Genomic DNA, 18196 nt, shown 5'->3' with positions numbered 1-18196 from the left:
GGAACGCCGGGGTGCCCCTGAGACATCTTCCGAGAGGCAGCCCTCCCCCATGGTTCACAAGGTCCAAGCAGTAGTAGTCAAGGAAAAGAACGCCCCGGTCTCTCTGGAGACCATCCTGGTTCCGGATCCCGGGCCCGGAGAGGCACTGGTGGACATCCTCACCTGCGGCGTTTGCCACACGGACCTGCACTACAAGCAGGGCGGCATCAGCGATGACTATCCCTTCCTGCTCGGCCACGAAGCCACCGGCGTGGTTTCCGCCGTCGGTCCCGACGTCACCGAAGTTGCCCCCGGCGACCGCGTGATCCTGAACTGGCGTGCCGTGTGCGGCGAGTGCCGCGCCTGCCGCAAGGGCCAGCCGCAGTACTGCTTCAACACGCACAACGCCACCCAGAAGATGACGCTGGAAGACGGCACGGAACTCTCGCCCGCACTGGGCATCGGCGCGTTTGCCGAGAAGACGCTGGTTGCCGCCGGCCAGTGCACCAAGGTGGACGACGACGTCGATCCTGCCGCGGTGGGCCTGCTCGGCTGCGGTGTCATGGCCGGCATTGGTGCCGCCATCAACACCGGTGAAGTTCAGCGCGGCGAGTCCGTGGCCGTCATCGGCTGCGGCGGCGTGGGCATTGCCGCCATCGCCGGTGCCAAGCTGGCCGGTGCCACCACCATCATCGCCGTGGACATCGACCAGGCCAAGGTTGACCTGGCCCTGGCCAACGGCGCCACGCACGGCATCAACTCCCGCGAAGAAGACCCGGTGGAAGCCATCCGCGCGCTCACCGGAGGCAACGGCGCCGACGTCGTTATTGAAGCCGTGGGACGCCCGGAAACCTACAAGCAGGCCTTTTACGCCCGCGACCTCGCCGGCCGCGTAGTGCTGGTGGGCGTGCCCACCCCGGACATGCAGATCGAGCTGCCGCTGGCGGACGTTTTCGGCCGTGGCGGATCCCTGAAGTCCTCCTGGTACGGTGACTGCCTGCCCAGCCGCGACTTCCCCATGCTGGTGGAGCAGTACAAGCTCGGCCGGCTGGATCTGGACGCCTTTGTCTCCGAGCGGATCGGCCTGGGTGACATTGAGGAAGCATTCAACAAGATGCATGACGGCAAGGTCCTGCGCTCGGTGGTGGAGCTCTAGTGGCCGCGCGCATCGACAAGGTTGTTACCTCCGGCACCTTCAGCCTGGACGGCGGCACCTGGGACGTAGACAACAACGTCTGGATCATCGGCGATGACCTGCAGGTGATCATCATCGACCCGGCCCACGACGTCGACGCGATTGCCGAAGCCGTTGGTGACCGGGAAGTCATGGGCATCCTGCTCACGCACGGCCACGATGACCACATCCGTGCCGTGGCCGAGGCCCAGGACCGGTTCAGCGCCCCGGTGTTCCTGCACGAGGCAGACCGGATGCTCTGGGACGCAGTGTTCCCTGACGAAACACCCGATGACGTCATCGAGGACGGGGACACCTTCGAAATCGCCGGCGTCACGCTAGAGGCACTGCACACCCCGGGCCACTCCCCCGGCTCGGTCTGCTTCCTGCTGGAAGATGAAGAAGGCAGCGCACCGGTGCTGTTCTCCGGCGACACGCTGTTCAGCGGCGGACCCGGAGCCACGGGCCGTTCCTACAGCGACTTCGGCACCATCATCGACTCGATCCGGGAGCGCCTGCTGACCCTGCCGGCTGAGACCACGGTGAACACCGGGCACGGCGATTCCACCACGATCGGCGCCGAGGCACCGCATCTGGAGGAATGGATCGCCCGCGGCCACTAAGGCAGCACAGTTCCACCCCGAGAGGGCAGTTACGGCTCGTTTGACGCTTCAAACCGGCCGTAACTGCCCTTTCGGCGTTTTTTTGGAGGGGGGTGGGCGTCAGGAGACAGCGGCAGCCTTGACCTGCCAGCCGTGGCGGCCCGGTACAGCCGTCCAATCGACCGGGTCGCCGGCCGGCTTCAGGACGTCGTTCAGCCACCAGGTTTCCGCCGGAGCCCAGCCAGCCAGCATGGTCTTCATCCCGGCGGCGTCCAGCACGGCCCCGGCGGTCCGCAGGTAACCTGCCACGCTGAGGTGGACGCCGTCGTAATCCCGGGCCACGGCCTGCCAGTCGGGAATGGCCCAAAGCCAGGTGTAAGCCTCCGAGTTTCCTGAACTGACCGCCCAGCTTCGTCCGCGCGAGCGGGTCACCTCAAGCGGATACGCGGAGACCAGGTCCTGCCAGCTGCGCGCATCCCGGATTTCGTAGACCCGGGCACCCTCTGCGGCCCTCAGCGGGTACGTTCGTGCCGTGGACCAGGGCAGCGGATCTTCAACCATTCTCAGCCCTGCCGGACCGTTGCCAGGAATTGCCGGGGTAGTGGCCGGAACATCGGAGAGCGCCGGGATGGACCACCACCGCCCGGTCCAGTTGGCAACCAGGGGTGTGTTGCCTTCTTCGGCGGCAATCGATTCACGCCAGCGTCTCAACCCGGCCGCGCTGCCGGTCAGGGTTGGCGGGTCCGTTCCGGGAACAGTAGTGCTGGCTATCCATTGGACGTAATACTGGGTCAGCGCGCCGGGAGCCAGCCACCACTGCGGGCGGGCGCGGACGACGGCGATGGCCAGCGGGAGGAGCAGATCCCTCGGTTCGGGTTCAGCCAGGACGCGTGCGGTGTCCGACGGCGGCTGCCAGTACGAAGCGTCTTTCACGACACGGTCCAGGCTTTGGAGTACTTGTGCAACAGTTATCTCCGGCCGGTGCGGCAGGGCCTCAAGAAGCTGCAGAACTCTCCTGGATTCCTGCGATATGCCTCCAAGCAGCGGGGCGCTGCTCCCGCAGGAGAACGCCCGCTGTTCCGGGGCAAGGGACCGGGCGAGGTCCAGGCAGAGTTCCCGTCCGCGAGGTCCAGCCAGCAGCAGCCGTGCGGCGGGAAGTTCTTCCATACTTCAAAATTACCAGCGCTGCCCGGTGCCCGTACCGCGGGTCCACCGGATTGCTCAGTGCTTTCCCAAACGGGTTGCCGAGCGCAGTACGGCCCTGTCCCGGACGGCCACCAGGACCCGCCGCAGGGATGCCCAGTCAACGGCATCCAGCGGGAGTGCGGCCAGGGCACCGGGGCGCCGGAATCCGTAGGCGAATCGGGCCCGCACCACCAGTAGGGTCTGGTTTGGCCGCAGCGGCTGCAGCAGCCACAACCAGGTGGACCGACCGTCGCCGTCAGCCCAGAGCATCCAGTCCCGGGGCTGCACCTCCTTGATCCGCAGGCGGCGGCCGGTGCCGGTGGCCAGCAGGTCGCCGATGTCCAGATCCCGCAGCTGCGGCACGGCGCGGTCCGCCTCGCGCTGGTCCGGCAATCCCACCCGGTCAAAGACATACCAGCCCGCCCGGCCGTGTCCGATCCGGTTCAGGAACGGCCAGATGTCGCCTGCCGCCGCCGGAATGAGGATGCTTCGGGTGTACTGCAGTACCTGGCCGCTCAGGACAGCGTCCCCGGGCATCCGGTGCCCGGCCCCGGGCACTGCTGCATGCCGCAGGGGCCGGACGAGCCGGAGATAGACCCCGGCCGCTGATCCCGCTGCGGCGGCGGCCGCCAGCATCCGCCGGTACGGCCTGCCCGCCGGGCCGAAGGCATCACGCCACCCTGCCACGAAACGCGCTAGTCCTGTTCCAGGATTGAGAGGATGTTCCCTGACGGATCCCGAAACCAGGCCATGGCACTGCCTCCGCGGCGGAAGATGCCGTCTCCGTCGGCGCCGCCGGGGCCGTCAAGCGGCTCGATCTCCACGCCCCTGGCGCCTAGTTCACGGACGGCTGCTTCCACGTCCTGTACCGGGAAGTTCAGTACGGTGTAGGCAGCCGGGGCATGCCCGGTCTTCTCGTAGACCAGCACGTGTTTCTGCGGAGCCAGCTCGAGCCGCAGCCGTCCCTGCGCCTGTGTGAAAGGGAGCTGAAGCGTGGTGCCGTAAAACCGGCGGGCCGAGTCAACATCATTCACGGCGAATCCGCTGAACGCCTTGCCGTACTCGAACATGGGCACTCCTTCGGGTTGCCGTGCCCTCGATGATAGTCCCCCGGCCGGGTCTGCGGCACCGGCGGTGCGGTTACAGCCCGTCGGGTTTGGTCACCACTGTGTGGGTGGCGTGGTCATAAAGGAAGGTTACGGGTCCGCCGGAGTGCTCCAGGCGGTAGTTCGCGCCGTCGAAGTGCGCGCCGTGGCCGTAATTCTCAGCCCATCCCCGGTTCAGCGCCGCCTTGAACTCATACTCTCCGGCGGGCAGGTCAACGCTGAGCTTCCACAGCTCATCACTTCGGTCGAAGCCCAGCTGCACGGTGTCAGCCGCGGGGTCCCAGTCCGCGCCGCCCAGCGCCGAACCAAAGGAACCGGGCACGGCGACGGCAGCGGGCTGCGGGAAGGACGGTCCCTCATAGTGGTCTTCCGCGTGCGCACCGCCGGCCTGCGCAACGGGCTCGGCCGCAGTGTCGGATTCGGTGAGGGCTTCCTCCAGCACCGCCTCGCTCTGCGCTTCGGCGCTGGTCACCGCAGTGACGGAGTGCCTGCTGCCGCTCAGTGCCTCGTGCAGGTGCTGCACGTCGGGGAACTCGGTCAGGGCGGAACGCCCCTCGGGTGTGATGCTCCAGCCGGCCCGTCCCTCCTTCAGGATCCAGCCTGCCTTGACGAGTTTGGTGCTGGCGGTGACCAGGGCCCGTTCGCCGCGGGCGACTCCGCTGGCCAGCAGCTCTGCCTCGGTTCCCTCCAACGGAACCTGTTCAAGTGCCTGCCGCAGCACCTCCGCGCGTGAAGTCTTTTTCTCTGCTGAGGGGTCCCGGCCTGCAAGGACCTCGAGGATGGCCTTAAGCCGGAGGGCAGTATTTTCGACGCTCTTCTTGGGCAACGTGCGGGTCCTTTGCTTGAGGGGTCTGAGCTTGAGGGTCTGAGGCGGGGGTGCGCGCCTGCTTCCGCTGCCCGAGCCTAACGGGATTGGGCAGCAGTTGGAAAGACGGACCCGCCGGAAGCTGCGATCCGTGCCAGGTGCCCGGGATCCTGCTGCCGCAGCGGCGCGTAGCTACTGTACGCAGCAAGCAGGGCGGCCTCGGCCTGCGCCACCGTCAGTCCCGGGCGCAGGTCCTCCGCTGCACCTGCGGTGTCCGGGTTCCATTCAAGCCCGAGTGCGCTGTACACGGCGGTGAGGACCTCACGCAGCGGGGCGGAATCCCGGATGACCACAACCGAGGAAAAGAGCCAGGCGCCGGAAACCACACGCTGGGCGGTACCGACCAGTTTGAGCCTGGCATCGGTTCCTGTCCCGCCGTGGACGCTGTATTCCCCCGGGCAGTACTCCCCGGGGATTTCCCCTACCCCGGCCGGCACCCCGGCATCCTGCAGGGCGCCGGCGAGCAGCCGGGCAAAGCCGGCGAAGCGCGCCAGGGAATGTGCGACGGCGTTGGGCTCGGGCTCGATGTGGTCAAGGATCAGACAGCCCTGATGGTAGGCCGCGGCACGTCCCCCGGCCTTGCGGACCAGCGGTTCGAAGCCCAGGTCCCGGCAGGCGGCAGCGGCGGCGGGGAATCCGGGCAGCCGGGCGTCCCGCTGACCAAAAGCCACCGTGGGACGCGGCTGGTAGATCCGCAGGGACGGACCCAGCTCTCCGCCGCGGGCAGCGGCCAGCAGCTCAAGCGCCTGCTGCAGGTCTTCAGCAGCGCCAAAGGACTCCTGCTGGCGGTAGACGTCCAGGACACGCTCCACCGGCACCGGCTCAGCTCCTGCCCAGCGGGCGGACGGTGAGGATCTGCTCGCTGCGGCCAAACGGGCCGGATTCGTCGTGCAGCACGGAAGAGGTCAAACCGATTCCGTCCGTACCGAAGGTAACCCGGGTATCCAGGCCCAGCCACTGCCCGGCGGGCCGGCGGTAAAGATGGATCTGCAGGTCCACGTTGGGGAACATCCAGCTGTCCCCGCCCGGGGGCACCCGCGCGGCGATCCCGTTGGCGGTGTCCACCAGGCCCAGCAGGCGCACGGTCGGAGAGGCGGCGGCGCCGTCGAGCATCTCAAACGGCGAGCGCACCCATACCTGGCCGCGGCCGGGACGCAGCCCCGGAACCGCCCGGAATTCGAGGCTGTTGATGAAGTCCCCCGGCCAGGCAGTCATTCCGCTGAAGCCGTCGGCCTGCTCGGGACCGGGCATCGGTGAATCTTCCAGGGCAGCCACCTCGGCGGTGTCTCCCACCGCCAGGCGCCAGGCGGTGGCCCGCACGGCGGTACGTCCGCCGGCGGTCATTTCGGCCTCAAGCAGCTCGATGGTGCGTCCGGCGCGGATAACCTTGGTGGTCACCTCGAAGACTCCCTGCGGAATGACGCCCAGGATCTCGAAGCTGACACGGGCCAGACGCATGTCGGGACGCGGATCGGCCTGTTCCAGGCAGTGCACCAGCAGTCCGGCCACCGGCGCCATGTGCTGTTCTTCCGCGTTCCAGGCTCCCTGCGTGTGACGGGTGGATTCGAAAGTCCCCTCACCCAGTGAGCGGTAGTACGATTCGGCCACTTATCCTCCTGGCGCGGTCTGGTTTATGCGATCTCAGGCTATCCTGCCCGGGGCTCCGGCACGGTGCACAACCCTTCCCCGTGTCTGCCCGGCGGTGTTGAATGGCCCGTGGAGCACACCCCGTGAAGCCAGCAATCAAACGAACCGAGGAACCATGAAGTACACGCATCTGGGCCGCGCCGGCCTGCAGGTCTCCCGCCTTTGCCTGGGCACCATGAACTTCGGGCCGAAAACCCCGGAGGAGGAAGCCCACGGCATCATGGACGCAGCCCGGGAGGCGGGCATCAACTTCTTCGACACGGCCAACGTGTACGGCTGGGAGAACAAAGGCCTGACCGAGGAGATCATCGGCCGCTGGTTCGCCAAGGGCGGCGGCAGGCGCGAATCAACGGTCATCGCCACCAAGCTTTACGGTTCCATGGGCCCGGGCCCCAACCAGACCTTCCTCTCCGCGCTGAACATCCGGCAGGCCCTGGACGCCAGCCTGAAGCGGCTGCAGACGGATTACGTTGACCTCTACCAGTTCCACCACATTGACCGGAACACACCCTGGGACGAGATCTGGCAGGCCATGGAGACCGCAGTGGCCCAGGGCAAGATCATCTACAACGGCTCCAGCAACTTTGCCGGCTGGAACATTGCCCAGGCACAGGAGAGCGCCCGGCGCCGCCGGTTCGCGGGGCTGATCTCCGAACAAAGCATCTACAACCTCATCAACCGTTCCGTGGAGCTGGAAGTGATTCCCGCCGCGCAGCAGTATGGCCTGGGGCTCATTCCCTGGTCCCCGCTGCAGGGCGGCCTGCTGGGCGGCATCCTGAAATCCCAGGAGGAGGGCGGGCGGCGTGCCGAGGGGCGGGTCCAGGACCTGCTGGCCAAACACCGTGACCAGATCCAGGCCTATGAGAACCTCGCGGCGCAACTGGAGATCGAACCGGGAATCCTCGCCCTGGCCTGGCTGCTGCACCAGCCTGCCATCAGCGCCCCGATCGTGGGCCCGCGGATCATGGGACAGCTTGACGACGCCCTGGCCTCCCTGGAAGTCGAGCTTGACCCGGCGACCCTGAAGAAGCTGGATGAGATCTTCCCCGGCCACAAACCGGCTCCTGAGGATTATGCCTGGTAGCCGGATGCCGCGTGTGCCCGCCCGGCTTCAGTCCGCGGCGGCTTCGGCAGGTTCGATGAGCTGCGGGCCGTTGTTCCGTACCGAGTTGACCTCGCTGGAGACAACCCGCGGGCTGAGGACCGGCTCCGGGATGGCATCCAGCAGGGTCGCGATGGCCTCTGCGTCCGTCAGCTGAGGGTCCAGCCACTCGGCGTAGAGCTCCGGGGGCACTATCAGCGGGGTCCGGTCGTGGATGTGGCCAAGTTCGTCAGCGGCCTCCGTGGTGATGATGGTAACGCTGAGCAGCCACTTGTGCTCATCGTCGTCGGGAAGGTTCGGGTCCGGCCAGAATTCATACAAACCGGCGAAGGCAATCGGATTCTCCACGGTGGGATGCAGGTAGGTCGGGACCTTCCCGTCCTCGGTCTTCTCCCACTCGTAGTAGCCGTCCGCCGGTACCAGTGCCCGCCGTTTTACAGCTGCCTTACGGAACGCCGGCTTTTCCAGGATGGTCTCCCGCCGTGCGTTGATCATCCTGGCACCGATCTTGGGGTCCTTGGCCCAGACCGGAACCAGGCCCCACTTCGCCGTAGCCAGGCGCCGTACGGTGCCGTCCGGGCCGCGCCGTTCCGTGATGATGCGCACGTCATCGGTGGGGGCAACGTTCCAGGAAGGAGCTACGTCTTCGCCCACCACCTGATCCGCCGCGAAAGCCGAAACCAGGTCCGACGTGGCCCGGGCCATCACATATCGTCCGCACATGAGAAGCATTGTGCCGCAAACCGCCGCCGGAACCCAGAGGCGTAAAGCGGCAGGCCCAGCCGGAGAGCATTCGAACGTATGTTCTACTTAAGGCATGGACCCTCAGGCTGCGGCGCGGCTGGCGGCCAGATATGCCAGGCGCGCGGAACCCATCGGGCTAACCCCCGAAGAACTTGATTTTGACCACTTCCCGCCCACCACCTCCATGCCCGCGATTCCCGTCTGGGCATGGATCAGGTTTCCCGGCTGCGCAGAGCACGTTGCCGGCGAAACCTGCACCTGGTCAGCGAAAGCAGTGCAGGTGCTGTGGGAAGACGCAGGCACCAGGCGCTCCACGTGGGTCTGGGCATCAGCTGTTTCCCGGCGCTCCTCCGGCCGTTCCCGCACTGCCCTCGGCGAAAGGACGCCGGCTCGCCGGAGTAAAAATGGAAATGGCAGCTAGTTCGGTTTCCCAGCAGAAAGGTCTTCCGGCTCTTGTTCGCCCCGTGCACCTGCATCCGCTCTGCCGATCCCGCTACCGGCCGGATCGGCGTCGCCGTTTATGACCCGTTTTGCCGCCAGCGCATGCACCGCATCAGCGGCTCCACCCTGCGCGAACCCAGTTATGGCAGCACCCAGCGCTAACCGGCGCGGAAGCCCCGGAGGCCTAGGGCTGGTTCATCGAAGTGATCTGCAGCAGGTTGCCGCAGGTGTCGGAGAAGACCGCCGCCGTCACCGGTCCCATCGAGACCGGCGGTGAGCTGAATTCGACCCCCAGTCCAAGCAGACGTTCGTATTCGGCCTGGACGTCCTCCACGGCAAAGGAGTTGAACGGAATCCCGTCGGCAGCCAGAGCCTCCTTGAAGGGGGCAACAGCAGGATGGGAACTGGGCTCAAGGAGCAGTTCAACGCTGTCCGGCTCCCCCGGATTGCCAACGGTGAGCCACCGCGCACCACCAGCCGGTTCATCCGCCCGCTTCTCGAATCCGAGTACACGGGTATAGAAGTCAAGGGCCTTCTCCTGGTCGTCGACAAAAATACTGGCCACTGTGATTCTCATGCTGGTTCCTCTCCTGCGTGCCGGCCATCCCCTCCACTTGTAGGCAACGGGCAGCCCCGCCGCAAGAGTGCCGGCTGCGAACTTTAGGACTGCACGTGGTTGCGGCGGTTGCGGTGCTCCAGCAGCAGGCGGGCCCCGTTGAGGATAAGGGTTTCCACCGGAACTTCCTGTTCCGCGGCCAGTTCTTCCAGCTCCCGCCCCAGCTTGGGCGGAATGTACACCTCAACGTTCATGCGCTTAACGGTATCGCCGCCGGGGACGCCCGCCGAACCAAGGTGCTGCCCGGCGCCTGCCCACGGCAGGCTCAGCCGGCCGTCACCAGCCCGGCCGCGGACCCCTCCGGCGGGCCGGCTGTCCCGGCTAGGCGACGCCGCGGACGATCCGCGGAGCCCCGCCGTCGTTGTAGTCCACCACCACTGACGCGGCAGAACACGGATCGCAGGCCGCCAGATAGATTTCCTGGCCCCGGACGTACCGGCGGTTGGCAGGCGCCTGCGGGTTCGGATCTGAGCCGTCCCGCTGTTCCAGCCGCCGGCAGGATGTCTCGAAAGACACATCCAGAAACACGGTGGCGTCCCATATGCCGGACAGTCCGGGCCTGTGCAGGAAGAGTCCGTCGACCAGCACCACTGCCGATTCCGGCGCCTGAAGCTCCGGCGGCTGCACCGGCCGGTCGGATTCCAGGTCGTGGCTGGCAGTGCGATACCGGCCCGAACCGCCCGGCCGCAGCGGATTCACCACGAGCTTCCGGAAGGCGCCGTAATCATAGGAATCCTCATAGAATCCGCGCGGAGAGTACCGGCCCTGCCGGTAGCGCTCGCGGCTGGGCCGGAGGAAACCGTCAAGCGAAATCCGGATGACAGGGCCTGGCAGGCGCGCACCCAGCGCGTCGGCGAACGTGGTTTTTCCGGCGCCGTCAACACCGTCGACGCCGATGAACACGCGGCCGCAGGCACCGGCGGGTGCGGGCAGCATCGCCGCCACGGACCGCAGTGCCTGCTCTGCCCGGGGTGTTAGGTCCACAGCACTGCACCCTATCTTTCAAAATGCCGCACAGTGCTAGTCTTGGTTCATCGAAAGTATGTTCTAATCACCCGACGGCAGCGGAGGAGGCACGGGCACATGCCAGTATTTAGTTCCTCCGGCAGCTCCCGGCCCGCTGCCCAGCCCGACGCCGATGCAGCCTCCGGTTTTCCCAGCCCGTCGCGGGACTATTTCGACGGCCGCATTGACCTCAACCGGCACCTCATCCGGGACATCACTTCCACCTACATTCTGCGGGTATCCGGGGACTCCATGTCCGGCACCGGGATCAGCGACGGAGACGAACTCATTGTGGACCGTTCCCTCACCCCGCGGGACGGTTCCGTGGTCATCGCCGTCCTGGACGGGGAACTCACGGTGCGCAGGCTCCGGCTGACCGGCCGGGGAATCGTCCTGGCAGCAGAAAACCCGGCCTATGAGGACCTGGCCGTCCCGGATCCGGCGGCACTGACCATCTGGGGCGTTGCGACCCGCTGCCTGCACCGGCTCTAGCCGCGCACCCCCTTGAAGGCCTGCGGCTGCGGGCTATTCTGGGACCCCGGGCGCAGCGCAGCGCCGCAGGAGACAGGTGCCGTCCATGCAGCAGCTTCCCGTGCCACGCATCATCACCCAGAACCGCCTCAGCCGCGCCCCGCTTTCGGAACTGGACCGCATCACCGAACTCGCCTCAGACCTGGCCGGGCAGTTCGAGCTGGTGCCGCTCCTCGGACGTGTCCTCGGGCACGCCGTAGCCCTCCTGGGCTGCGAGAGCGGATCCATCTCCATTGTTCACGAGGCGGAGGGGTACTACCGCAAGGAAGTTGACCAGGGTGTCGGCTGCCATCAGGGCCAGACGTTTCCGCTGACTGAAGGTCTCACGGGGCAGATCGTCAAAACGCGCGGAACGGTCATTCTCGACCGCTACGCGTCCATACCGTCGGGCCATATTGACCCCGGCGACCCCAGGTGGGCAAGCGCCGTCATTGGAGTGCCGATCGCCTGGGACGGCGCGATCATCGGTACCTTTGCCATCTTCAGCAGCGGCCCCGGACGGATCTTCACCGCCGAAGATGCCTCCCTGGTAGAGCTCTTTGCCAACCACGCTGCCATCGCCGTCATGAACAGCCGGCTTCACCAGGCCGCCGCCGCAAAGGAGCGGGAAGCAGCGGTTGCCGGCGAGCGCGAACGGGCTGTGCAGAAGGTCCACGAAACCATTGGCCGCTCACTGAGCTCATTGCTTCTCCACCTCGACCGCGCAGATAAAGCCACCCCGGGCGGCTCACCATCCATTGCGCACATCGACTCTGCCCGGGTGCTCGCCCACGAAGCGCTCTTCGATGCCCGGCGCACCGTGCTCGGCCTGGCACCTTCCAGCCTCGCGGGCCGCACGCTTGAGGAAGCCGTGCGGCAGGAACTCGACGCCGTGCGGGCCGGCAGCCCCGTCGAGGCCACCTTCCTGGTGTCCGGGGAGCCGCACGATCTGGCTCCGGTCGTGGCATACCAGCTGTTTATGGTGATCCAGGAAGCCGTGGCCAACGTCGTTGCCCATTCCCAGGCTGCTGCCTGCCGTGTCGGGATCTTCTACGGTGAATCCGGCGTGCGGGTTGTCGTCGAGGACAACGGGTGCGGGTTCGAGCACCGGAGAGTCGAGCGGGACGCTGGAAGCACGCAGGGCATCCAGCTTGGACTCCACGCAATGGCATCCCGCATTCATTATCTCCGCGGCGACCTCCACATCGATTCGACGCCGGGATGGGGCACCGGCATCCGGGCGCAGGTGCCGTATTCCTCGAACGGGGACGAGTCCCGGGAACGGTGGAAAGTCCTCGTTGCGTGCACCCGGCCGCTTGTCCGGGCCGGACTCGTCCGCCTGCTTGAAACCTCCGAGCCGTCCGTGCAGGTCCTCGGAGAGGTGTCCGCGCTGGAGGACCTCACCGAATCGGTGTCCCTGCTCCAGCCGGACATGATCGTTCTCGACGATCCGCTCCTCGGCCCGTATGCGCGGGCACTGGCAAGCGGCGCTGACACCGTCGAGCGTCCCGTCGTCGTTGTCGCGGATGACCCGAGCTATGAGCAGCTGGCGCTGTCTGCGTCGTCAGGCGTACGCGGATTCATCTCACTGGCATCCTCGTCCGCTGAGGTGGCGCGCGTCGTCGTGGCGGCAGCACGCGGAGATGCCCTGCTGGACGGGGCCGTCTTCAGCCGCTTTGCGGAGGGCCGCGAGGGGGCGGCTCCCCCAGCGGCCCCGAGGCTGACCGCCCGGGAGCTGCAGGTACGCACGCTGCTGGCCGAGGGGCTGGCTGATAAGCAGATCGCCACCCGCCTGGGGATCTCCGTGAAGACGGTGGAGAAGCACGTGGGAGCGATGCTGCGGAAAACCGGTGCCCGGAACCGCACCATGCTGGTGACCCTGCAGTAGGAACGCGTTCAGAAGGCGGCCACCCCTGCCGAGGCAACCTCCTGGTCCTGCTCGATGGTCCCCGTGGAGACACCGATGGCACCTAGGATGCTGCCGTCGCGCACCAGCGGAATGCCGCCGGGGAACACGGCAAGCCGGCCTCCATGTGCGTCGCTCAGCCCGAAGATCGGACCGTCCGGGCGGGTCGCGCCCTGCAGATCGCCGGTCTCACCCTGGAACGCGATCGCCGTGTAGGCCTTGTTGATTGCGATGGTGATGCTGCCGATGTTGGCGCCGTCCATCCGGACGTGCGCTTTAAGGTTCCCGCCGGCGTCGACGACGGCGATGTCCATCGGCTGGCCGATTTCCGTTGCCTTCTGTGCCGCCGCATCGATCACGCGGCGGGCTTCCTCGGAGGTGATGGTCTCGAGCACTGATCCCTGGGCCATGGGTGTCCTTCGCCATTGAAGTTGAAAACGCAGCGGCTTTTGAGCAGCCGCCGCTCATTCAACCACCGGCACGGTGCGCTGGCGAGGTGGTGAATACCCCCATAGGAAGGCAGGGTTACCACCTATTCCGGCGCGTGAGAGGGGCGCCTACCATGGCCTGAAACCAAGCCGGGAGGAAGTGCTGTGGGCGTCGTACCGCTGAAGGAAATTGTTGATCCGGCGTTCCGGGAACGCTACGGCGTGCCCGCCATAAACATCTTTAATGACCTCACTATGGAAGGTGTGCTCGCCGGTGCCGTGGAGGCGAACTCCCCGGTCATCCTGCAGACCTCGGTCAAGACCGTGCGCAGCATCGGCTCCCGGGTCCTCTTCGATATGTGGCAGTCGATGACCCGCGGCATCGAGGTGCCGGTGACACTGCATCTGGACCACTGTCCGGACCGCGGCGTCATCACCGAATGCCTTCAGGCCGGCTGGAACTCGGTGCTCTTCGACGCATCCAGCCTCCCCGTTGAAGAGAACCAGCGCCAGACCATCGAGGTTGTTGCCGAAGCCCGCAGCTACGGCGCCCAGGTGGAAGGCGAGATCGAGGCGATCACCGGTGTTGAGGACGACCATGGGTCAGACGACGCCGCCAAGCAGCAGAGCCTGGAGGTGGCGCTCCGCTTCATCGACGCCACCGGAATCGATGTGTTCGCCCCCTCGATCGGCAACGCCCACGGCAGCTACAAGGCGGCACCCGTGCTCGACGCCGAACGCGTCACGCAGATCGTCGAGGCACGGAACATCCCCATCGCCCTGCACGGCGGCAGCGGGCTCAGTGCCGCGCAGTTCGCGGACCTCATCGCCCGCGGCTGCGCGAAGGTCAACATCTCCACTGCTCTCAAGGAGACGTTTATGCAGTCCGGCCTGGCTTTCCTCAAGCAGGCCGAACAGGACGGAAAGTGGGATCCGCCGTCGCTCTTCAAGCACACCCGGGGTGACGTGATCTCCCTGGTCACGGGCCTGTGCGATCAATTCGGCAGCGCGGGCAAGGGCGGCCGCTGAGCATGCCGGCCCTGATTTTCGACTGCGACGGCGTCCTTGCCGACACCGAACAGTACGGCCATCTGCCGGCGTTCAACCAGACCTTCACCGACTTCGGAGTTCCCGTGCAGTGGTCTGTCGATGAGTACGCCGAGAAAGTGAAGATCGGCGGCGGCAAGGAGAGAATGCGCAGCATCCTCACCCCGGCGCTCGCCGGCTCCCTGGGCCTGCAGGACTCCGACGCCGTCGACCGCGCAATCCTGGCCTGGCACCAGCGGAAGACCGAGGTCTACAAGGGCCTGGTGGAGAGCGGTGTTATGCCCGCCCGGCCCGGCATTGCACGGATAGCGCAGGAAGCCCACGACGCCGGCTGGACGCTCGCCGTAGCCTCCACCTCTGCCGAACCTGCCGTCCGCGCCGTCCTGAACCACGCCGTCGGGAACGATCTTGCCGCCTCCTTCTCCGTATTTGCCGGAGACATAGTGCCGGCAAAGAAACCGGCGCCGGACATTTACCTCCTCGCGCTCCGGGAGCTCGGCGTCGAACCGCAGGACGCGCTGGTGGTCGAGGACAGCGAGAACGGGCTGCGGGCCGCCCTCGGAGCCGGGCTCAGGACCCTCGTAACGGTCAGCGGTTTCACCCGGGAAGAAGACTTCGACGGGTCGGCACTGGTGGTCAGTTCGCTGGGCGACCCCGGGCAGGAGCAGGCGGAGGTGCTCGCGGACCCTTACGGCGTCGGCCTCTCCGGCACCGTCACCCTCGCCACCCTGCAGAACCTGCTGGACCTCCCCACGACGCATGAAACGGAGACACCATGAGCAGCACCGACCTGAGTTCCGTCGAATTCATCGTCCAGTCCCTGGCCCAGACCGCCGTCGACGAGGAGAAGGCGTTCGGCGACCTCGACGCCGTCGTGGGCGACGGCGACCTGGGGTACTCCCTCGCCCGCGGTTTCGAGAAAGTCCTGGCCGACTGGGACACGTTCAAGCGCGACGACGTCGCCACGTTCCTGCAGCAGATCGCACTCACCATCACCAGCCGGATCGGCGGAACCTCCGGGCCGCTGTGGGGCACCGCCTTCCTGCGGGCATCCGCGGCTGCGAAGGAGACGGACACGATCGACGGCGCCGCAGCGGTGGCCATGCTGCGCGGGGCCACCGACGGCATCAAGGCACGCGGCAACGCCGACCTCGGTGACAAGACCCTGCTGGACGCCCTCATTCCCGCCACCGACGAACTTGAGCGCCAGCTCGCCGCCGGTGCCTCCCCCGCCGAATGCCGCACCGCGTTCGCCGCCAAGACCCGCGAATGCGCTGACGCCACCTCGGCAATGGAAGCCAAGCGGGGCCGGGCCAGCTACAGCGGCGAGCGCAGCATCGGTTCCCCGGATGCCGGCGCGGCGGCGGTCGCCGTCATGGTCGAACGCATGGTCGCCGACTGGCCCTAAGAAACCACCCGCACAGATTTGTCCCTGCCAACTCACAACGACGTGGAGTCCCCATGAAAAAGTTCGTCAATGATCCGCAGCAGTTCGTCCCGGATGTCCTCGAAGGCCTCGCCCTCGCGAACCCGGACACCCTGAAGTACGTACCGGAATACAACCTGATCATGCGCGCCGACGGTCCGGACCAGAACAAGGTCTCGATTGTGCAGGGCTCCGGTTCAGGGCACGAGCCGGCCCACACGATGATTGTGGGCAAGGGAATGCTCGACGCCGCCTGCCCGGGCGACGTGTTCGCTGCGCCGCCGCTGGACTACGTGTACGAGACCACCAAGCTGATGGCTTCACCCAAGGGTGTGCTTCTCCTGGTAAACAACTACACCGGGGACAAGATGGTTTTCGAGATGGCGCAGGAGATGTCTTCCGCGGACGGGATGGATGTCAGGACCCTCTTTATCAACGACGACGTCTCCGTGGAGGACTCCACCTACACCATTGGGCGGCGCGGGGTGGCCGGCAACTTCTTTGTCATCAAGGCCGTGGCCGCGGCCGCCGAGCGCGGAGCGGACCTCGACGAAGTAATCCGCATCGGCGAGAAGGTCAATGCCGCCACCCGGACCATGGGCGTCGCCCTGACCGCCTGCACCCCGCCGGCCAAGGGCAGCCCGCTGTTCGAACTCGGCGAGGACGAGATCGAGATGGGCGTCGGCATCCACGGGGAACCGGGCCGGCGCCGGGCCCAGATGATGGGCGCCAGCGAAATCGTCGAGGAGCTCCTGGGCCCGGTGGTCCGCGACCTCCCCTTCGCCGATGGAGACCGGGTGGCGCTGATGGTGAACGGCCTGGGCGGCACCCCGATCAGCGAGCTGTACCTGCTCTACGGGCTGGCGCACAAGAGCCTCGCGGAGCAGGGCATCAGCGTGGGCCGCAGCTACGTTGGGGAGTACTGCACGTCCCTGGACATGGCCGGTGCCTCCATCACGCTGGTGAAGCTCGACGACGAGATCGAGTCGCTGCTGATGGACCCGGCGGAGGTGCCGATCCGCGTCTTCTAGTAGGCTGGCAGTCGAACGTTTATTCGAAAGGCGGTGCGGCTTGGCAGGCAGACTGCAGCGGATCGCCCTTGTGGACGTCAACAGCTTCTATGTCTCCTGCGAGCGCGCCTTCGATCCGCGGCTGGAGGGCGTTCCGGTTGTTGTGCTTTCCAACAATGACGGCTGTGTGGTGGCGCGTTCCGACGAGGCAAAAGCCCTGGCCATCAAGACCGGAGAACCGTGGTTCAAGCTGGCCGACGCGGCACCCCGGCTCGGCCTGATCCAGCGGTCCAGCAACTATGAGCTGTACGGCGACCTGAGTTCGCGGGTCATGGAGCTGCTGGGCCGCTTCGCCCTGTGGCAGGAGGTCTATTCGATCGACGAGTCCTTCCTCGGGCTAAGCGGCACGGCGCAGGAGCTGGACGTACAGGGTGCCCGCATCCGTACCGCCGTCGCCAGCCACACCGGGCTTCCCGTGTGCGTCGGGATCGGCACCACCAAGACCCTGGCCAAGTTCGCCAACCGGATCGCCAAACAGAACCGTCATCTGGGCGGGGTCTGCAACCTGGACACCATGGATCCGGCAGCTGTGGAAACCATCATGTCCCGCGTGCCAGTGACCGGGCTCTGGGGTGTGGGGGCGAAGCTGGGCAAGCGGCTGGAGGCCATGGGAATCCGAACCGTGGCCGATCTGAAGGCGGCCGATCCCGCGGTGATCCGCAGCCGTTTCTCCGTGACGCTGCAGCGGACCGTCCTGGAGCTCAACGGCACACCCTGCCTGCCGCTTGAGGAAGAACGCGCGGACCGGCAGCAGCTGATTTTCTCCCGCAGCTTCTCCGTGCCGGTGACGACGGCAGCCGAGATGCGGCAGGTGATGAGCATCTACGCGCAGCAGGCCGCCTCGCGGCTGCAGCGGGAACACCAGCAGGCCCGGGTGCTCACCGCTTATGCCGGAACGTCGCACTTTAGCTCCAAGGCGGCGTCGTTCCCTTCCGTCACCCTGAAACTCCAGAGCCCAACGTCGGATCCGCTGGTGCTGACCCGCGCCGCTGTAGGCGCGCTCGAAGACCACATCGTGGAAGGGGTCCCCTACACCAAGGCAGGGGTGATGCTCACCGGCCTGTCCGACGCCGGGGCCCAGCCTGTCTTCGACGCTTTCATTCCGGCGCAGGAGCACCGCCACCTCGGGGAGCTGCTGGGCAAGGTGGCGGGCAAGTACGGTTCGGCCAGCATTGGGCTGGGTGTGGCAGGCATGCCCAGCGCCCGCCCGGAGTGGACCATGTCCCGGAAGTTCTCTTCCCCGCGCTACACCACGGAGTGGGACGAGCTTCCCGTGGTGAAAGCCCGCTGAGACCACCCGCCGGGTTTATCCACATGGGCAGTTCTGCCCATCGACCCGGACC

Annotated in this window: 21 protein-coding genes; 10 read left to right on the top strand and 11 right to left on the bottom strand. The window is 66.6% G+C overall.

Features of this window, described 5'->3' with window-relative positions:
• Window positions 1-49 precede the first annotated feature (49 nt).
• Entirely contained in the window at window positions 50-1135 is a 1086-nt protein-coding gene (locus tag ACWGQ2_RS12775) for an S-(hydroxymethyl)mycothiol dehydrogenase (RefSeq protein WP_452017811.1), read from the top strand.
• Window positions 1135-1776: an MBL fold metallo-hydrolase gene (locus ACWGQ2_RS12770; RefSeq protein ID WP_452017809.1), complete on the top strand. Its 642-nt coding sequence runs from the start codon at window positions 1135-1137 to the stop codon at window positions 1774-1776. The genes ACWGQ2_RS12775 and ACWGQ2_RS12770 overlap by 1 nt, the downstream gene beginning before the upstream one ends.
• Window positions 1777-1875: 99 nt before the next feature.
• Here ACWGQ2_RS12770 and ACWGQ2_RS12765 read toward each other — a convergent pair whose 3' ends face one another.
• The 6 genes from ACWGQ2_RS12765 to ACWGQ2_RS12740 all read right to left on the bottom strand — a co-directional run bounded on the left by ACWGQ2_RS12765 (window position 1876) and on the right by ACWGQ2_RS12740 (window position 6519).
• A complete protein-coding gene (locus tag ACWGQ2_RS12765) occupies window positions 1876-2922 on the bottom strand; it encodes a hypothetical protein (RefSeq protein WP_452017807.1) in 1047 nt (348 codons plus the stop codon).
• Window positions 2923-2976: 54 nt separating this feature from the next.
• On the bottom strand, window positions 2977-3627 hold the full coding sequence (locus ACWGQ2_RS12760; protein ID WP_452017805.1) for a hypothetical protein: 651 nt from the start codon (window positions 3625-3627) through the stop codon (window positions 2977-2979).
• Between the two features lie 8 nt (window positions 3628-3635).
• Window positions 3636-4010, bottom strand: coding sequence for a VOC family protein (locus ACWGQ2_RS12755; RefSeq protein WP_452017803.1), 375 nt, complete (start codon window positions 4008-4010; stop codon window positions 3636-3638).
• Window positions 4011-4080: 70 nt separating this feature from the next.
• Complete coding sequence (locus tag ACWGQ2_RS12750) at window positions 4081-4872, bottom strand: pullulanase X25 domain-containing protein (RefSeq protein WP_452017801.1); 792 nt, start codon at window positions 4870-4872, stop codon at window positions 4081-4083.
• A gap of 77 nt (window positions 4873-4949) precedes the next feature.
• Window positions 4950-5729 (bottom strand): lipoate--protein ligase family protein, encoded by a 780-nt coding sequence (locus ACWGQ2_RS12745; protein WP_452017799.1) that lies wholly within the window; start codon window positions 5727-5729, stop codon window positions 4950-4952.
• Between the two features lie 4 nt (window positions 5730-5733).
• Entirely contained in the window at window positions 5734-6519 is a 786-nt protein-coding gene (locus ACWGQ2_RS12740) for a thioesterase family protein (protein WP_452017797.1), read from the bottom strand.
• Between the two features lie 154 nt (window positions 6520-6673).
• Between ACWGQ2_RS12740 and ACWGQ2_RS12735 the strand changes: the two genes are divergently transcribed.
• Window positions 6674-7642 (top strand): aldo/keto reductase, encoded by a 969-nt coding sequence (locus ACWGQ2_RS12735; protein WP_452017795.1) that lies wholly within the window; start codon window positions 6674-6676, stop codon window positions 7640-7642.
• A gap of 27 nt (window positions 7643-7669) precedes the next feature.
• Here ACWGQ2_RS12735 and ACWGQ2_RS12730 read toward each other — a convergent pair whose 3' ends face one another.
• The 4 genes from ACWGQ2_RS12730 to ACWGQ2_RS12715 all read right to left on the bottom strand — a co-directional run bounded on the left by ACWGQ2_RS12730 (window position 7670) and on the right by ACWGQ2_RS12715 (window position 10445).
• Entirely contained in the window at window positions 7670-8383 is a 714-nt protein-coding gene (locus tag ACWGQ2_RS12730; protein WP_452017793.1) for an SOS response-associated peptidase, read from the bottom strand.
• Between the two features lie 646 nt (window positions 8384-9029).
• Window positions 9030-9422 (bottom strand): VOC family protein, encoded by a 393-nt coding sequence (locus ACWGQ2_RS12725; protein WP_452017791.1) that lies wholly within the window; start codon window positions 9420-9422, stop codon window positions 9030-9032.
• 83 nt (window positions 9423-9505) lie between these two features.
• Window positions 9506-9655, bottom strand: coding sequence for a hypothetical protein (locus ACWGQ2_RS12720; protein ID WP_325788778.1), 150 nt, complete (start codon window positions 9653-9655; stop codon window positions 9506-9508).
• A 127-nt stretch (window positions 9656-9782) separates the two neighbouring features.
• Window positions 9783-10445, bottom strand: coding sequence for a uridine kinase (locus tag ACWGQ2_RS12715; protein ID WP_452017789.1), 663 nt, complete (start codon window positions 10443-10445; stop codon window positions 9783-9785).
• A gap of 99 nt (window positions 10446-10544) precedes the next feature.
• Here ACWGQ2_RS12715 and ACWGQ2_RS12710 point away from each other — a divergent pair, with 99 nt between their 5' ends.
• Both ACWGQ2_RS12710 and ACWGQ2_RS12705 read left to right on the top strand, forming a co-directional pair.
• Window positions 10545-10958, top strand: coding sequence for a LexA family protein (locus tag ACWGQ2_RS12710; protein ID WP_452017787.1), 414 nt, complete (start codon window positions 10545-10547; stop codon window positions 10956-10958).
• A gap of 85 nt (window positions 10959-11043) precedes the next feature.
• Window positions 11044-12864 (top strand): hybrid sensor histidine kinase/response regulator transcription factor, encoded by a 1821-nt coding sequence (locus ACWGQ2_RS12705; protein ID WP_452017785.1) that lies wholly within the window; start codon window positions 11044-11046, stop codon window positions 12862-12864.
• 8 nt (window positions 12865-12872) lie between these two features.
• Here ACWGQ2_RS12705 and ACWGQ2_RS12700 read toward each other — a convergent pair whose 3' ends face one another.
• Entirely contained in the window at window positions 12873-13292 is a 420-nt protein-coding gene (locus ACWGQ2_RS12700; RefSeq protein ID WP_452017783.1) for a GlcG/HbpS family heme-binding protein, read from the bottom strand.
• A 183-nt stretch (window positions 13293-13475) separates the two neighbouring features.
• Here ACWGQ2_RS12700 and ACWGQ2_RS12695 point away from each other — a divergent pair, with 183 nt between their 5' ends.
• The 5 genes from ACWGQ2_RS12695 to ACWGQ2_RS12675 are packed head-to-tail and all read left to right on the top strand — an operon-like array spanning window position 13476 to window position 18144.
• Window positions 13476-14339 (top strand): class II fructose-bisphosphate aldolase, encoded by an 864-nt coding sequence (locus tag ACWGQ2_RS12695; RefSeq protein ID WP_452017781.1) that lies wholly within the window; start codon window positions 13476-13478, stop codon window positions 14337-14339.
• Between the two features lie 2 nt (window positions 14340-14341).
• On the top strand, window positions 14342-15136 hold the full coding sequence (locus ACWGQ2_RS12690) for an HAD-IA family hydrolase (protein ID WP_452017779.1): 795 nt from the start codon (window positions 14342-14344) through the stop codon (window positions 15134-15136).
• Window positions 15133-15765 carry a dihydroxyacetone kinase subunit DhaL gene (gene dhaL / locus ACWGQ2_RS12685; RefSeq protein WP_452017777.1) on the top strand — a complete coding sequence of 211 codons (633 nt, stop codon included), beginning with the start codon at window positions 15133-15135 and terminating at the stop codon, window positions 15763-15765. Before ACWGQ2_RS12690 ends, dhaL begins: the two co-directional genes overlap by 4 nt.
• Window positions 15766-15818: 53 nt before the next feature.
• Complete coding sequence (dhaK, locus tag ACWGQ2_RS12680; protein WP_452017775.1) at window positions 15819-16814, top strand: dihydroxyacetone kinase subunit DhaK; 996 nt, start codon at window positions 15819-15821, stop codon at window positions 16812-16814.
• 40 nt (window positions 16815-16854) lie between these two features.
• Window positions 16855-18144, top strand: coding sequence for a Y-family DNA polymerase (locus tag ACWGQ2_RS12675; protein ID WP_452017773.1), 1290 nt, complete (start codon window positions 16855-16857; stop codon window positions 18142-18144).
• Window positions 18145-18196: the final 52 nt, after the last annotated feature.

This window comes from Arthrobacter sp. NPDC055585 (genome assembly GCF_053619115.1).
The sequence above is the reverse complement of the archived record's forward strand: the minus strand, read 5'-3'. Positions and strand labels throughout refer to the sequence as shown.

What these genes read in the sequence shown, in the direction of transcription:
- ACWGQ2_RS12775 (WP_452017811.1), top strand. Translation starts at nt 50, where the DNA reads ATGGTTCACAAGGTCCAAGCAGTAGTAGTCAAGGAAAAGAACGCCCCG.
- ACWGQ2_RS12765 (WP_452017807.1), bottom strand. Translation starts at nt 2,922, where the DNA reads ATGGAAGAACTTCCCGCCGCACGGCTGCTGCTGGCTGGACCTCGCGGA.
- ACWGQ2_RS12755 (WP_452017803.1), bottom strand. Translation starts at nt 4,010, where the DNA reads ATGTTCGAGTACGGCAAGGCGTTCAGCGGATTCGCCGTGAATGATGTT.
- ACWGQ2_RS12735 (WP_452017795.1), top strand. Translation starts at nt 6,674, where the DNA reads ATGAAGTACACGCATCTGGGCCGCGCCGGCCTGCAGGTCTCCCGCCTT.
- ACWGQ2_RS12730 (WP_452017793.1), bottom strand. Translation starts at nt 8,383, where the DNA reads ATGTGCGGACGATATGTGATGGCCCGGGCCACGTCGGACCTGGTTTCG.
- ACWGQ2_RS12725 (WP_452017791.1), bottom strand. Translation starts at nt 9,422, where the DNA reads ATGAGAATCACAGTGGCCAGTATTTTTGTCGACGACCAGGAGAAGGCC.
- ACWGQ2_RS12720 (WP_325788778.1), bottom strand. Translation starts at nt 9,655, where the DNA reads ATGAACGTTGAGGTGTACATTCCGCCCAAGCTGGGGCGGGAGCTGGAA.
- ACWGQ2_RS12710 (WP_452017787.1), top strand. Translation starts at nt 10,545, where the DNA reads ATGCCAGTATTTAGTTCCTCCGGCAGCTCCCGGCCCGCTGCCCAGCCC.
- ACWGQ2_RS12705 (WP_452017785.1), top strand. Translation starts at nt 11,044, where the DNA reads ATGCAGCAGCTTCCCGTGCCACGCATCATCACCCAGAACCGCCTCAGC.
- ACWGQ2_RS12700 (WP_452017783.1), bottom strand. Translation starts at nt 13,292, where the DNA reads ATGGCCCAGGGATCAGTGCTCGAGACCATCACCTCCGAGGAAGCCCGC.
- ACWGQ2_RS12690 (WP_452017779.1), top strand. Translation starts at nt 14,342, where the DNA reads ATGCCGGCCCTGATTTTCGACTGCGACGGCGTCCTTGCCGACACCGAA.
- dhaL (WP_452017777.1), top strand. Translation starts at nt 15,133, where the DNA reads ATGAGCAGCACCGACCTGAGTTCCGTCGAATTCATCGTCCAGTCCCTG.
- dhaK (WP_452017775.1), top strand. Translation starts at nt 15,819, where the DNA reads ATGAAAAAGTTCGTCAATGATCCGCAGCAGTTCGTCCCGGATGTCCTC.